14 protein-coding genes are annotated in these 14,600 nt (G+C 60.7%); 7 read left to right on the forward strand and 7 right to left on the reverse strand.

Annotated elements, in window-relative coordinates; genetic code table 11:
* The first annotated feature begins 58 nt into the window (after nucleotides 1–58).
* Together ACR0J4_RS11695 and ACR0J4_RS11700 are read left to right on the forward strand one after the other, a co-directional pair.
* Nucleotides 59–1,162 carry a site-specific DNA-methyltransferase gene (locus ACR0J4_RS11695; RefSeq protein ID WP_170642617.1) on the forward strand — a complete coding sequence of 368 codons (1,104 nt, stop codon included), beginning with the start codon at nucleotides 59–61 and terminating at the stop codon, nucleotides 1,160–1,162.
* Nucleotides 1,163–1,300: 138 nt separating this feature from the next.
* Entirely contained in the window at nucleotides 1,301–2,683 is a 1,383-nt protein-coding gene (locus tag ACR0J4_RS11700; RefSeq protein ID WP_170642618.1) for an adenylate/guanylate cyclase domain-containing protein, read from the forward strand.
* 78 nt (nucleotides 2,684–2,761) lie between these two features.
* Here ACR0J4_RS11700 and ACR0J4_RS11705 read toward each other — a convergent pair whose 3' ends face one another.
* Nucleotides 2,762–3,898 (reverse strand): alkane 1-monooxygenase, encoded by a 1,137-nt coding sequence (locus tag ACR0J4_RS11705; protein ID WP_170642619.1) that lies wholly within the window; start codon nucleotides 3,896–3,898, stop codon nucleotides 2,762–2,764.
* 64 nt (nucleotides 3,899–3,962) lie between these two features.
* Nucleotides 3,963–5,015 carry an A/G-specific adenine glycosylase gene (gene mutY, locus ACR0J4_RS11710; RefSeq protein ID WP_170642620.1) on the reverse strand — a complete coding sequence of 351 codons (1,053 nt, stop codon included), beginning with the start codon at nucleotides 5,013–5,015 and terminating at the stop codon, nucleotides 3,963–3,965.
* A gap of 81 nt (nucleotides 5,016–5,096) precedes the next feature.
* Here mutY and ACR0J4_RS11715 point away from each other — a divergent pair, with 81 nt between their 5' ends.
* Together ACR0J4_RS11715 and ACR0J4_RS11720 are read left to right on the forward strand one after the other, a co-directional pair.
* Nucleotides 5,097–5,603, forward strand: a complete 507-nt coding sequence (locus ACR0J4_RS11715) for a DciA family protein (RefSeq protein ID WP_170642621.1) — start codon at nucleotides 5,097–5,099, stop codon at nucleotides 5,601–5,603.
* A gap of 13 nt (nucleotides 5,604–5,616) precedes the next feature.
* Nucleotides 5,617–6,279: a DsbA family protein gene (locus ACR0J4_RS11720; RefSeq protein WP_170642622.1), complete on the forward strand. Its 663-nt coding sequence runs from the start codon at nucleotides 5,617–5,619 to the stop codon at nucleotides 6,277–6,279.
* Between the two features lie 40 nt (nucleotides 6,280–6,319).
* Here the strand turns inward: ACR0J4_RS11720 and lpxK are convergent, their stop codons facing one another.
* From lpxK to ACR0J4_RS11745, 5 genes are all read right to left on the reverse strand, one after another.
* On the reverse strand, nucleotides 6,320–7,321 hold the full coding sequence (gene lpxK, locus ACR0J4_RS11725) for a tetraacyldisaccharide 4'-kinase (RefSeq protein ID WP_170642623.1): 1,002 nt from the start codon (nucleotides 7,319–7,321) through the stop codon (nucleotides 6,320–6,322).
* Nucleotides 7,308–8,543, reverse strand: coding sequence for a glycosyltransferase N-terminal domain-containing protein (locus ACR0J4_RS11730; protein ID WP_170642624.1), 1,236 nt, complete (start codon nucleotides 8,541–8,543; stop codon nucleotides 7,308–7,310). Before ACR0J4_RS11730 ends, lpxK begins: the two co-directional genes overlap by 14 nt.
* Nucleotides 8,540–9,340 carry a 3'(2'),5'-bisphosphate nucleotidase CysQ gene (locus ACR0J4_RS11735; protein ID WP_170642625.1) on the reverse strand — a complete coding sequence of 267 codons (801 nt, stop codon included), beginning with the start codon at nucleotides 9,338–9,340 and terminating at the stop codon, nucleotides 8,540–8,542. Before ACR0J4_RS11735 ends, ACR0J4_RS11730 begins: the two co-directional genes overlap by 4 nt.
* Nucleotides 9,327–10,673: a TldD/PmbA family protein gene (locus ACR0J4_RS11740; protein ID WP_170642626.1), complete on the reverse strand. Its 1,347-nt coding sequence runs from the start codon at nucleotides 10,671–10,673 to the stop codon at nucleotides 9,327–9,329. Before ACR0J4_RS11740 ends, ACR0J4_RS11735 begins: the two co-directional genes overlap by 14 nt.
* Before the next feature lie 108 nt (nucleotides 10,674–10,781).
* Complete coding sequence (locus tag ACR0J4_RS11745) at nucleotides 10,782–12,302, reverse strand: DUF2125 domain-containing protein (RefSeq protein ID WP_170642627.1); 1,521 nt, start codon at nucleotides 12,300–12,302, stop codon at nucleotides 10,782–10,784.
* Nucleotides 12,303–12,441: 139 nt separating this feature from the next.
* On the opposite strand from ACR0J4_RS11745, the gene ACR0J4_RS11750 reads away from it, so the two are divergent.
* From ACR0J4_RS11750 to ACR0J4_RS11760, 3 genes are read left to right on the forward strand one after another with little or no spacing between them, the layout of a single operon-like run.
* The gene (locus ACR0J4_RS11750) at nucleotides 12,442–13,185 is read left to right on the forward strand and encodes an SDR family oxidoreductase (protein ID WP_170642628.1); all 744 of its coding nucleotides are present in this window, start codon (nucleotides 12,442–12,444) and stop codon (nucleotides 13,183–13,185) included.
* On the forward strand, nucleotides 13,182–13,790 hold the full coding sequence (locus ACR0J4_RS11755; protein WP_170642629.1) for an enoyl-CoA hydratase/isomerase family protein: 609 nt from the start codon (nucleotides 13,182–13,184) through the stop codon (nucleotides 13,788–13,790). Before ACR0J4_RS11750 ends, ACR0J4_RS11755 begins: the two co-directional genes overlap by 4 nt.
* A complete protein-coding gene (locus ACR0J4_RS11760) occupies nucleotides 13,781–14,524 on the forward strand; it encodes a VOC family protein (RefSeq protein WP_480668608.1) in 744 nt (247 codons plus the stop codon). The genes ACR0J4_RS11755 and ACR0J4_RS11760 overlap by 10 nt, the downstream gene beginning before the upstream one ends.
* Nucleotides 14,525–14,600 lie beyond the last annotated feature (76 nt).

Raw genomic sequence — 14,600 nt, forward strand, 5'->3', positions numbered from 1 at the left:
CTCATCCTTGTCTCAACCAAATGAGCGCAAAAGCGCCGTGGATACTTGAGGCAGTGATATGACAACGACCACCAAAAAGGGCGCAAAAGCGCTCCCTTTAAACACGATTCTATCTGGCGACTGCATCGATGTGATGAACAGTCTGCCCGAGGCGTCGGTTGATCTGATCTTTGCGGATCCGCCCTATAATTTGCAGCTGAAAGGCCAGTTGCATCGCCCCGACAACAGCCAGGTGGATGCGGTTGACGATCACTGGGATCAATTCTCAAGCTTTGGGGCCTATGACCAATTCACCCGCGATTGGCTCAAAGCGGCGCACCGGTTGCTCAAGCCGAACGGCGCGATCTGGGTGATCGGCTCGTACCACAACATCTTCCGCGTAGGCTCAGCCCTGCAGGACGCGGGATACTGGATTTTGAACGACGTCGTATGGCGCAAGTCGAACCCGATGCCGAATTTCCGCGGCAAGCGTTTCACCAACGCGCATGAGACGATGATCTGGGCCTCGAAGCGCGAAGGCGCGAAATACACGTTCAACTACGAAGCTCTGAAGGCGCTGAACGAAGGCGTGCAGATGCGCAGTGACTGGGTTCTGCCGATCTGCACCGGGCATGAGCGCCTGAAGGATGAAAATGGCGACAAGGCGCATCCGACACAGAAGCCCGAGTCTCTGCTGCACCGCGTTCTGATTGGCTCGACCAATCCGGGTGACGTGATTTTGGACCCGTTCTTTGGCACAGGTACGACTGGGGCTGTCGCCAAGATGTTGGGCCGTGAGTTCATCGGCATCGAGCGCGAGGAAAGCTATCGTAGAGTGGCCGAGAAGCGGATATCGAAGGTGCGCAAATTCGACCGCGAGGCGCTTGAGGTCAGCGCCAGCAAACGCGCCGAGCCGCGTGTACCGTTCGGCCAGTTGATTGAACGTGGGATGCTGCGCCCGGGCGAAGAGCTGTATTCGATGAACCAGCGTCACAAGGCGAAGGTTCGCGCGGATGGCACGCTGGTAGGCGGCAACGTCAAAGGCTCGATCCATCAGGTTGGTGCGCATCTTGAGAACGCCCCCTCCTGCAACGGCTGGACCTATTGGTGCTTCAAGCGCGATGGCAAAACGGTGCCGATCGATGTGCTGCGCCAGCAGATCCGGGCCGAGATGCACAACTGATATCACGAAAACCGCCGGTGCCTGTGGCCTGACACAAGGCACTACGCCTTGCCCCGCCGTTCTCGGCGGGGTCTTTTGTTTTCCAGTCAGAGGTGATTGCATGGGCGCGTCGCCAGTACTGCCTCAGAGGTTCCTGTCATGAGCGAGACAACTGCCAGCCCATCCAGACTGGAACGGTTCGCCGTTACCCAGCCGGATGTTGTGGATCTGGACAACAAATACACCGAAGCCGCAATGCAACGGCACAAGCAGGAGGGTCTGGAACTGGCCGTCCGCGCCCGGTGGATCGCCATGGCTTTGACCGGGGTTTTGTTGATCTTTCTGAACCCGCAATGGGAGGTTCTTTGGTATCATTTCATCCTGCTTCTCATCTGCGCCAATGGCTGGTTGATCCGGCGCGCAGGGCGGGTTGGGCAATCGCGGACCGAGCTTTTGCTGATCTTTGTCGATCTTCTGATCATGACGCTTGGGATGATTGTGCCGAACCCGTTCAGCGATGATGTGCGGCCTTTGGCCATGCAGTACCGGTTCGACAATTTTCAGTATTTCTTCATTATTCTGGCCGCAGGCACGTTGGCCTATTCGTGGCGCACGGTTGTGGCAATCGGCTCCTGGACAGCACTGATCTGGACGGCGGGTTGGATCATTGCCTGGTGGGTGGCCACGCCGATACCGGGGATCAGCCAGAAGGTGGCCGCGGCTCTGCAGGGCTATCCGGACGTCGCAGAACTGTTGGATCCCAACAGTTTCGATATCCCGCAGCGCATTCAGCAGGTGATCGTGTTCGTCATGGTCGCGGTGACGCTTGGCGTGTCGATGCGACGGCTAAATCGCTTGTTGATGAGCAATGCAGGGCTGGAGCGGGAGCGGGCCAACCTGTCGCGTTACTTCTCGCCCAATGTGGTCGATGAACTCAGCCAGAATGACGAGCCGCTAAAGCAGGTGCGCAAGGCGGATATCGCGGTGCTGTTTATCGACATTGTGGGCTTTACGAAATTTGCAGCCGGACGGGACCCCTACGAGGTGATCGAGGTTTTGCGCGGGTTTCATGCTCGGATGGAGGCTGAGGTGTTTCGCCATCATGGCACTTTGGACAAATATCTGGGTGACGGGCTGATGGCGACTTTTGGCACGCCGGTCGCAACACCTTTGGACGCCAGCAATGCGCTGGGCTGCGCGCGAGCAATGGTTGGTGTCATCGACGATTGGAACCAAGAGCGGCTTCGTGCGGGAGAGCATGATATCCATGTTGGGATCGGTGTGCATTTTGGTTCGGTCGTTCTGGGGGATATCGGGGCTAACCGGCTGGAATTTGCTGTGATTGGAGATGCGGTGAATGTCTCCGCTAAGCTGGAGGCGATGACCCGTGATTTTAACGCCCGGATCGTGGTCAGTGATGCGTTGCAAGAGCAGGCATTGCGCGAGAATCCGAATAGTGGATCGCTGATGGATGGGTTCCAGAAACGCACGGGTCAGACCGTTCGCGGAGTTGAAAACCCCATGGATATCTGGGTTTTGTGAACGGCTCCCGCCTGTTTGGGCAGCATCAGAGATGCAGCCCCTCCAGTTGGGCCGGGCAGTGCGCGGTACGCGCTGCGGTCACGCCCTTGGGCCGGGGTTCAGTGCTTTGTTATAGGGGTGCCAGTCCGTGATCTCGGGGTAGTAGTGCCGCCGCCAAGCGCGGACGCGCGGGTTCATGACGCGGCGCCACAGCGGTGGGATCATCGCGGCGATGGTCATCACCGGGTAGCCGTAGGGCAATTGCGGCGCGTCCTCTTGCGCGTGGTTCTGCAGCAGCGGGAAGCGACGATTGGGTTTGTAGTGGTGGTCCGAGTGGCGCTGCAGGTTGATCAGCAGCCAGTTCGACGCTTTTTGTGAGGCGTTCCATGAATGCCGGGGCAGAACGTGTTCGTATTTGCCCTCGCCCAAATGTTTTCGGGTCAGCCCGTAATGTTCCACGTAGTTGACCAGCTCTAACTGCCAGATCGCGACGCCCGCTTGCAGTAGGAACAGGGCGAGGCCGGGCCAACCTCCGATCAGGGCGGCGAGGATCAGCATGCCGGTTTGCAGTGCCCAGTAGCGCCAGAACGGGTTAGAGCGGTCAGTCCAGGGGCGATCCTTGCGGGCCAGCTTGTCGCGCTCGGTTTGGAAGGCCGAGATCAAGCATTGCCGCAACACGCGAGGGTAGAAGCGGTGGAAGCCTTCATTGTAGCGCGCAGTTACAGGGTCGCGCGGGGTGCCGACGTGGCGGTGATGGACCAGCAAATGCTCGGACCGGAAATGAGAATAGAGGACCATCGCGAGAAGGAGATCGCTTAGCCAACGTTCGGACCGCGATTTCTGGTGCATCAGCTCGTGACTGTAGTTGATGCCGATCGTGCCTGAGATGACGCCCATGCCGAAGAACAGCCCGATCTTCGACCAGCTCGACAAGTGATCGCTATGGGTTGCGTACCAGATCAGGCCAAACAGCGTGACGAATTGGACAGGCACCCAGAGCTTGGTCAGCAGGATGTACCAATGCAGCGCATCATCGGGGGTTTCAGGGTCGGCGTTTTGCAGGTTTAGGCCGGTCAAGCGGTCCAGAACCGCAAAGGCCCACCATGTGGAGAGGGGGATCAGCAAAACCCACCAACCCCCCGCAAAGGCCGTTGCCCAGATCAGCGGGATCAACAGGAAGGACACCCAATAGGGCAGAGCGGCTTGCCAGCGCGAAAGGGTTTGAGTCGCGATCATCCATAATGCTCCGAATAGGCAGATGCACCCTAGCCGGACGGCTCGGGCTTGCCCAGCGGGCTTATTAACCCCGCCACAGGTCGTAGGCTTTGCGCATCACTGTCGGCAGGTCGCTAGGCTTGAAGTCATGCTTGGGCAATAGGGTCAGCCCGTCGGGTTCGGTGCCCTCGGGCAGTGGTGCGGTCCAGATTCGCAGCACCAGATGGAAATGCGTGAATGTATGGCGCACCTCGCCGTTCAGAACGCGCCACTCTGCCGAAAACGGAGGGGCCTCGGGCGGGGCCTCGGACCAGTCCGAGCCGGGCCAGCCCAACATGCCACCCAGCAGACCCCTGTCAGGGCGGCGTTCCAGCAGGAATGTTCCGTTTGGGTGTTGCGCGATGTAAACGTGGCCGAATCGCGTGGGTTTGGGCTTTTTGGGCGTTTTCTTCGGAAGCTCTGGCTGTGTGCCTGCAGCGCGGGCAAGGCAGGGGGTTTGCACGGGGCAGATTCCGCAGGCTGGGGATTTGGGTGTGCAGATTGTGGCTCCCAGATCCATCACGGCCTGGGCGTAGTCTCCGGGGCGCAGCTGCGGTGTCAGCGCAGCTGCTTTCTCTTTCAGAACAGGTTTTGATCCGGGCAACGGGTCGTGAATATCGAAAAGCCGTGCCATCACCCGCTCGACATTGCCATCCAAGACGGTTTCGGGCCGGTCAAACGCAATGGCCGAGATCGCCGCGGCGGTGTAGGGGCCGATCCCCGGCAGCTCCAACAACGCGTCATGGGTGTCGGGGAACTGTCCGTCGTGCTTCTCCGCGACAACACGGGCGCACTTAAGCAGATTGCGGGCGCGGGCGTAGTATCCGAGGCCCGCCCATTCCCCCATGACCTGATCATCGGGGGCTGCGGCCAGCGCCTGCACTGTGGGCCAGCGCGTTGTAAAGCGGGTGAAATAGTCCCGTACGGCAGCGACGGTCGTCTGTTGCAGCATGACCTCGGACAACCAGACTCGGTAAGGGTCCGGCACCATGCCTGCGGCACGATCGGCGGGGCCAACACGCCATGGCATCTCGCGCGCGTGGCGGTCATACCAATTGAGCAATTCAGCGCTCGGGTTAAATTCGGGGCTGTCACGCAAGTTTTATCTATCTCACTGTCGAGTTTCGCTGGCGCCTGCTGGCCTGCCTATTACAATAGCCGTGCAGGAGTTGGAAACCAGATGCAGCGCAGACGTTCTTCGACCCGCGGGTTCAAACGCACCGCGACATTGCTGAACGATCAGATCAGGCGCGCCGGCGAAAGCCGGGGCTTTGCGGTTTCGCGCCTTCTGACCCACTGGGCCGAGATCGTGGGCCAGGACACTGCCGCCATCGCAAGACCCGTGAATGTGGGCTATGGCCGGAACGGGATGGGGGCCACCCTGACCGTGCTGACAACCGGGCCGCAGGCCCCCATGCTGGAAATGCAGAAAGAACAACTGCGCGGAAAGGTGAACGCCGTTTACGGCTACAACGCGATCAGCCGTGTGCGCATCACCCAGACCGCTCCGACCGGATTTGCCGAGGGGCAAGCCAGTTTCGAGCATAAGCCGAAACAAGCGAAACCAGAGATCAAACCTGAAATCATGGCCGAAGCGGGAAGGGTCTCGCAGGATGTCCATGATGAAGATTTGCGTGCGGCCCTTGAACGTCTGGGCCGCAACGTTTTATCCAAACAGAAACGCTGAGAAAGGGCTGAGAATGAGCCGTATTGCAACCGTAATCTGTGCGGCTGTCGCCGTAGCCGCTGGTGGCTATTGGATGACAGCTTCGAACACGTCTTCCGTCAATCCTCTGGTCGGCAGCGCCATCGCGCAAGAGGCCAATCTCGACACCTCTACAATCATCGAGATGGTGCAGGGGGCCGAGGATGCGCCGGTCGAGATCATCGAATATGCCTCCTATACCTGTCCGCATTGCGCCACCTTCCATCAGGGGGCGTATAAGCAGCTGAAGAAGGACTTCATCGACACCGGCAAGGTCAAGTTCATCTATCGTGAGGTCTACTTTGACCGCTATGGCCTGTGGGCGTCGATGGTTGCGCGCTGCGCAGGGCCTGAGAAGTTTTTTGGCATCACCGATCTGATCTATCAGGGCCAGTCCGAATGGACCCGCGCCGGTGGTCCAACAGAGATCGTGGATGAGCTGCGCAAGATCGGCCGTCTGGCGGGTATCGACAATGACCAGCTTGAGGCCTGCCTGCAGGACGGCACACGCGCCCAGACTCTGGTGGCCTGGTATCAGGAAAACGCTGAACGCGATGATGTGACGGGCACCCCGTCCTTTGTTGTGAACGGCAAGAAGGTTTCGAACCAGTCCTATGAGGACTTCAAGAAGCTGATCGAAGACGAGTTGGGCAGCTAATTGCTCTTTGGTCGGCCTGTTCTCGGGCCGACCAATTCGGTCACTTGGGGGATGGGGCCGCCTTCAGGATCATCTCTCTGACCTGCTCTGGGTCGTTCACTTGCAGCCGGACGGGTAGGGTAACGACCTTGTTGCGGAAGGTTTGCGGCAGGCGCACTGCGTCTTTTTCTGTAGTCACCATCTGAGCGCCAAGCAGACGTGCCTCATTTTCAAGCCGGGTCATCAGCGCAGGGGTCAGGGGTTGATGATCGTCGAGAGCCTCAGTGCGCAAAAGCTCAGCCCCTTGTTGGCGCAGGGTCTGGAAGAACTTCTCGGGGTGACCGATCCCGGCAAAAGCGAGAACCCGCGATCCAGCCCAGTCCATGCCGGTTTGCAACGGCGCGACAACGCCCGTTGCATGAGGCACCGTTAGCTTGCGGTCCCATTGTGCGGCGAAGACTTCTTGCGCTTGCGTATCGCCCAATGACAGTACCAGATCGGCGCGTTTCAAGCCGACCTCTACGGGTTCGCGCAGGGGACCGGCTGGCAGGCACAACCCGTTGCCGAATCCGCGCTGGGCATCCACTACAATGATCGAGAAGTCTTTGGCGACTGCGGGATTTTGGAAGCCATCATCCAGAACGATCACGCTTGCGCCCGCTTCGGCCGCGGCGCGCGCACCTGCGGCACGGTCCTTGGCGACCCAGACCTCGGCGAACATGGCCAGCAGAAGCGGCTCATCCCCGACCTGCGCGGCGCTGTGTTTGGTGGGGTCAACCCGAACCGGGCCTTCCAGCGAACCGCCATGGCCGCGCGTGACAACATGCGGCTCGTGCCAGGCGTTGCGCAGCTGTTCCAGCACCCAGATCACCGTGGGGGTCTTGCCGGTTCCGCCTGCGTTCAGGTTGCCGATGCAGATTACCGGCACACCCGGTTTCAACCCGGGATGAGAGCTGACCCGGCGAGCCGTCGCCGCCGCATATAGCCGCCCCAATGGGCTGAGTAGTCGGGCACGCAGCGCCGGGCGTGCGGGGTCCGAGTTCCAAAAGTCAGGGGCGCGCATCGTGGTTACTCCGCTGGTCCAAAAGGTCCTGCAGCATGTCGACTAGCCGCTCGGCCTGAGGTGCCCCTTCGGTGATCGCCTGCCAACCTGCCAGCGCCATCCCCGCCGCGCGATCCGGGGCCAGAAGGGCGACGACCGCATCTCCAAGCTCGGTCGCGGTTTTGACCGGATGGGCGGCACCGGCCTCGGCAAGGCGGGCATAAACCGTCTGATAGATATCGACATGAGGGCCATAGATAACCGCCGATCCCAACGCGACAGCATCCAGCGGGTCCTGCCCGCCCGCGCCGCGTTCCAGCGAGCTGGCCATGAAGGACACAGGTGACACACGCTGCCAAAGGCCAAGATCTTCGGGCTCAGAGCTGACAATCACCTGCGTCGTGTCCTCGATAGGGCCGCCGTCATCCCAATTGGAACAGCGCAAGTCCATGGTTTCAAGCCGTCGCTGCAGCGGCGCGGCCTCGGCCCGATCCGCCACGTGCAAGATCAGCGCCAATCGCGGCAGAATGCGCAGCGCTTGCCGATGGGCACTGAGGACCGAGATGAACTCTTTCGCCTGAACCCGCGCCGCCAGCCAGACCGGACGTCCGGCGAGGGCGTGGTTGGTCTCGATCAATTCGTCCTCGGGCCAGGGGTGCGGGTTCGGACTGAACTGCAGTGGGGGCGCCTTGCGCACTTTCGAGGAGGCAACCCCCATCCGCCGGATCTGGCGGGCCGTTTCGTCAGTGGTGGTGAGGATATGTTCGAAGCAATCGAACGTATATCTGCTGATATCCGGCAGCCACCGCGCATTGCGGGACAAGACGACGTCCAACTGCGCCTCGATCAGAAGCATCGGGACTTTGCGCTCTTCCGCGCGGGTAATGATGCTGGGCATCAATCCCCCTCCGACCCAAAGACCCAGATCGGGGTGCCAATGGTCCAGAAAAGCCCGCGCCGCGCCGGTTTGTTCGGCGGGTAGGTTGACCATGGGAAAGGGGCTTCCGGTCCAGCGGCTCAGGTCGATCTCGGGCGGGGCGCTCAGCAGGATCGACAGGCCGGGTCGGGCCTGTTGCAGTCTAAGGCAAAAGTCACTGATCGCACGCAGGCGGTCGCGGGTTGCGATGTGAACCCACACAAGCTCTCCGTCTGGGCGGGGTTGATCCGGTCGGATGCTTTGCTGTGCCCCCCCCCAGGACAGGACACGGTAGGCCGCAAGACTCAGAGATCGCGGTTTGCTCATGCGGCGATGCCAGGGCCGTTCGGATCAAGCCGGGACGAAAGCTGGTTGTGGATGTCCTGCGCCGCGGCCAGAACGCCGTTTAGCCGAGGCTGCGCGTTGTTGAACCGAAGGGGCTGGCCCGCGCGATCAGTGCAGACCCCTCCGGCTTCGCGAATGATCAGGTCGCCCGCCGCAATATCCCATTCCCAACTGGGTCGCAGGGTCAACATGCCGTCAAAACGCCCTTCACCGACCAGGGCCATGCGATAGGCCAGCGACGGGCGATAGGCACGGTCAAACTCCGGCACCTCGCCACCGCGCCAATGGTGGCTGTTCATGTTGGGCTTGGCGGCAAGAATTGTGGCAGCCCCAAGCGTCGAAGCCTCCGAGGCGCGGATTGGCGCACCGTTCAGAGTGGCCCCCTGACCTTTCGCCGCCGCATAGAATAGGTCGCGCAGGGGCAGGTAGATCACAGCTGCGGTGACTTCTCCGTGCTCAGTGACGGCCAACGAATGTGCCCAGGTGCGCGAGCCTTCGGCAAAACTGCGGGTGCCGTCAATCGGGTCGACAATGAAGGCGCGGTCCCGCGACAGGCGGTCCTCGGTATCCTCGGTCTCTTCGCTGAGCCAGCCATAGTCGGGCCGCGCCGCGGGCAGCATCTGTTCCAGCATTTCGTTCACGGCCAGATCGGCCTCGGTAACCGGCCCGGCACCGTCGGGCTTGTCCCAACGCTGCGCCTGCGCCCCCGAGAAACGGGTCGCGATCTCTCCGGCCTTGCGTGCGGCGTCAATCAGCAGTGGCAGGTCAGTTGCCGGCAAGGGTCATCCCTTCGATCAGCACCGAGGGCACAACGCGCGACAGATAAGTGCGCGCGTCATTGGCCGGGATGATCCGTTTCAGCATGTCGCGCAGGTTGCCCGCGATGGTGCATTCATTGACCGGATGCGTGATCTCGCCATTCTCGACCCAAAACCCCGAGGCCCCGCGCGAGTAGTCCCCCGTATTGGGGTTGATCGTCGATCCGATCATAGAGGTGACCAGCAGCCCTGTTCCCATATCGCGCAGCAGGTCGGCGCGGCTTTGGGTGCCTTGGGTCAAGCTGAGGTTCCAGTTGCTTGGCGAGGGCGGCCCCGAGACACCGCGCGCTGCATTGCCTGTTGAGGTCATGCCAAGCTTGCGGGCGCTGGCCAGATCCAGCGTCCATCCGGTCAGCACTCCGTTCTCGACAATTGCCCGGCGGCGCGTTGCCAGCCCTTCGGCGTCAAACGGGCGTGAGCCTGAGATACGTGGGCGGTGCGGGTCTTCGATCAGCGACAGATGCTCGGGCAATACCTGTTCGCTCAGACAATCCTGCAGCCACGACGCCCCTCGCGCGATCGCTGCGCCGTTACTGGCGGCCAGTAAGTGCCCGATCAGTGAGGATGAAATGCGCTCGTCAAACAGTACCGGAAAACTGCCCGTTGCGGGCTGGCGCGCGCCAACCTGTTCGACCGCGCGTTCCCCGGCCTTCCGCCCGATCTCCTTGGCGTCCCGCAAGTCGGCTTGGAAGGTGCGGCTGTCGCCGTCATAGTCCCGCTCCATCCCGGTGCCTTCGCCCGAGATCGCAACGCAGGATGTTGACCGGCTGCTGCGCGCATACCCGCCCGAAAACCCGTTGGTGGCCGCCAGATGCACCCGGTGCGTGCCATAGCCCGCCGCCGCGTCCGAGACTTGCGATACGCCTTGCACGGCCAGAGCAGCGGCCTCGGCCGCCAGGGCATCTTGCATCAGCGCTTCGGCAGAGGGTTCCGGGGAGGGATCAAACAGCTCAAGCGCGTCGAGATCCCAGCCGTTGGTCAATTCCTCGCTGGCCGCCAGACCTGTGAAAGGGTCCTCGGGCGCTTCGCGCGCCATGGCAACAGCCCGTTCGGCCATGGCCGTCAGCGTTTCGGGACGGCTGTCAGAGCTTGAAACAATGGCCTGTTGCTTACCCAGAAACACCCGCAGCCCCAGATCGGTGCCTTCTGAGCGTTCCGCATGTTCCAGAGCGCCGCCACGTACTTCGACCGAAACGGATGATCCGTCGATCACGATGGCATCTGCCGCCTCGGCCCCGGCGAGGCGTGCGGCGTCAAGCAATTGCTGGCTGATTTCTTCTGGTGTGCGGGTCATGCGGCCTCCGGATGTGTTGCCAAGGACCTAGCCTTGCACCGCGCCTCTCGCAAGACCCTGACGGTATTGTGTGGGAGGGCCGATCACTAGCGGCCCTCTCTGATATCATTACTTAATGCGCTGACCATTGGCCTTAATCTGACCGTCTTCAGTGAATTCGATTGTCGAATTCAGCGTGTCGGGTTCATCACCCGGAACAGCCATCATGCCCATCATCATACGCGCACCCAAGGCGTCGTTGTCGGACATCAGGCCCATGCCGATCAGTTTGTCGATCAGTGCGTTGGCCCCAACCAATTGCAGGTTCGCAACGCCAGTCGGAATGGGCATGCCGAATTCGTCGAGGTTCTCGTTGTCCAACGTGAAATCACCGTCCCCGGTCAAGCGCGCGCCAACCATCGAGACCAGCAATTCGTTGATTTTCAGCGAATGCAGCTCGGCTGGGACTTCTGCTTCTTCTTCAAGGGCTGCAGCCTGCTCAGGATCGAAGATGTTCAACAGAACTTTCGCCGTGCCGGTCGTGTCCAGCGCAATGGTGGCCGGATCGCGCGGCAGGTTGCCTGCCGGGTCGAAAATGCTCCAGAGGACATCTGACATGGTGAAATCGGTCAGGTTCAGGCCGAAGGCGAAGGGTGCGGCCTCCTCCGATTCCTGCACCGGGATGTTCAGGTTCAGACCCGCCTTCGCCATTGCGATTTCGATCGGAAAGGGCAGGTCGCCCGTAGTTACTGCCAGTTTCGCGTCATTCTGTTCAAGGTCGTAGGCCACACGTTTGCCATCTACGCTGGCCTCAAGTCGGCCACCTTGGGACGAGCTTGCCATGGTGAATTGCTCACCTTCGCTGACGCCGCTGATGTCTGTCTTGCCCGAGCCATAGGCGACCATGCCGGAAAAGGCGAAGCCTGCGTCATACAATGCCTGCGGATCGGCCAGATCGAACCCAGAGGGCAGGACACTGTCGCCGCTGGATGTCAAGTCGCTCAGAACCCCGTCAATCAACCCCGATTCCCCAGTCTCGGGGTCTTTGAAACTGAACTTATAGGCCATTTGGTCGGCGTCGAGTGTCTGCGTGATCTCGCGATTTTCGCCGATCAGCATGCGCGATGTGCCTTCCATACCCGTAAACTCGATACCACCTTCCAGCGCATCTTCGGGAATTGGCTCGTCGCCGCCTTCGATCGAATCCAACACAATCCCGAGGGCTGCCGCCGAGTAGTCATAGGTCATGTCGGACGGATCACCTGACACAACCATTTCCAAATCTGTCTGGCTGTAGGTCAGGTTTGCTGTGAACTGTTCATCTTCGACGCCGCCCGAAATGACCATCGGAAAGCTACCGGGGAAGCCGACGTTGACGGTGCCATCGCCGTTTTCGGTCAACGTGACCTCGGGCATGGTCATTTGGAACTGTCCGTCCTCTTCGGGGAAGTCCATGGACAGGGTCATATCGTTGATGGTCATGACATCGCCAGCGGCGCTGGGTTCGCCCTCGACCGTGTAACCTACGGACCGGAAATACTCTTGCCAGTCGTTCCAGACGTCATTTGCGGTAAGGTCGGCGTATGCACCTTGAGTTGCGACGGCATAGGCCAAAACGGCGCCACAGCTGCGGCGGATGAAAACAGACATAAGGTAACCCTTCTTGATCAATTTGCGCGCATGGTCGGGGTTGTGGCAGGCATCGTCAAGGGGGCAAGGGCTGGACCCTTTCCCCGTTTCCGCGTTACGCCTGTAGCCAAAGGTCAGCCCAAGACGTGAGGAGCGTTAAATGCAGGGAAAAACAGTACTCATAACAGGGGCCAGCCGCGGAATCGGTGCCGAGGCCGCGCGCGTGTTTGCCGCAGCAGGGGCGAATGTCGCGCTGGTGGCCCGTAGTCATGATCAGATTGACGCGCTTGCGGCCGCTTTGGGCGACAATGCGATGGCACTGGCCTGCGACGTCAGCGATTTCGCGCAGGTCGAACAAGCGGTGGCGGATTGCGTCGCGCGTTTCGGCGGTTTGGACGTTCTGATCGGCAATGCCGGTGTAATCGAGCCGATCTTTCACCTGTCGAACGCCGATGTCAGCGCCTGGAGCCAGGCCATTGATATCAACCTCAAAGGTGTTTTCTACGGAATGCGGGCCGCTCTGCCGGTGATGCGGGCGGCGGGCGGAGGGACGGTTCTGACCGTTTCCTCCGGCGCTGCCTCGAACCCGGTTGAAGCATGGAGCCATTATTGCAGTTCCAAAGCAGGTGCGAAAATGCTGACGGAATGCCTGCATCTGGAAGAGGGCCATAACGGCATCCGCGCCATGGGCCTGTCACCGGGCACAGTGGCAACTGACATGCAGCGTGTCATCAAGGCCAGCGGCATCAACCCTGTCAGCCAGCTGGACTGGGATGTTCACATCCCGGCGGATTGGCCCGCACGGGCATTGCTGTGGATGTGTTCTTCGGACGCCGACGAATACCTGGGGGCTGAGATTTCGCTGCGCCAGGACGACATTCGCCAAAGGATCGGCCTGACGTGATTGAACTGACCAAGGAAGACGGGTTATGGACCGTCACGATCAACAATCCGGGCAAGGCCAATGCACTGACAGGCGCGATGCTGACCGAACTGGCCGAAATCGCCGAGGCCGCAACCGAGGCGCGCGCCCTGATCCTGACCGGCGCGGGCAAGGTCTTCAGCGCCGGTGCTGATCTGGACGAAGCCCGCGCGGGTCTTGCCACCTCGGTCGTCTGGGAGCGGTTGTCGGGTGCAATCGCGGCACTGCCATGCCTGACCGTTGCGGCCCTGAACGGAACGCTTGCGGGTGGCGCGAACGGCATGGCCTTGGCCTGCGACCTTCGAATCGCGGTGCCTTCGGCCAAGTTCTTCTATCCGGTGATGAAGCTTGGTTTTCTACCGCAACCTTCCGATCCCAAGCGCATGGCCGCATTGATTGGTCCGGCGCGTACCAAACTGATTCTGATGTCGGGCCAGAAGATCTCGGCTGACGAGGCGTATGTGTTCGGTCTGGTGGATCGCATCGTCTCGTCGGACGATCTTTTGTCGACGGCGCGCGAGATGGTGGCCGACAGTCTGGCTGCCAAACCAGAGATCGCGGCAGGGATTGCAGAGCTGTGTCGCTGAGATTGTCCGCAGTCAGGCTGCGCGTCGCTGATCCGGCTCGTCTGGCCGGGTTCTATCGAGATGCTTTGGGTATGTCGGTGCAGGAAATCGGCGAATCCTGGCGTGTGGGATACGCCGGCGAAGATGCTGATCTGCTGCTGCTACCGGGGGGTACGGGGTATTCCCACGATCAGGGGCATCGCTATTGGAAGATCGGGATCACTCTGCCCGATGTCGATCTGGCCGCCGAGGCGCTGCGGGCCAAAGGTTATACAGTCAGCGAGCCGCGTCAGTTCCTCGATATCGGGTATATGGCGCATCTCAGCGACCCCGAAGGCTTTGTGATCGAGCTTTTGCAACATGATTTTGAAGGCAACCGGCTGGAAAATGCTGCCGACCCTGCGGCCCCGTTCGCCGGGGCGCGAGTGGGTCAGATCACCTTGCGCACAGGGGATATCGCCGCCGAGGATGCGTTTTGTCGTGCTCAGGGTATGAAACTGCTGTCGATGCAGGATGTGGCGGCCCATGGGTTTGACCTGCATTTCTATGCCTTCACGCATGAGTCTCCGCCCGATCCTGACCTTTGGGCGGTCGAGAATCGCGAGTGGCTCTGGAAACGCCCCTACACAACTCTTGAGTTCCAGCATGCGCAAGGAGCCCAATTTGCGCCTGTTCCCGACTATCAGGGGATCGAGGTCGAGGATCTGCCCGCCGCACTTTCGGATGCGTTTGGCGATCCGGTTCTGCCTGGCTAAAGCGTTTTGCGTTTTACTTTAGGTGAGATCATCGAAATGCGCGTTCGACCGCAGAGAGAGGCAACGTATTTCGATT

Source organism: Ruegeria sp. B10, assembly GCF_056539825.1.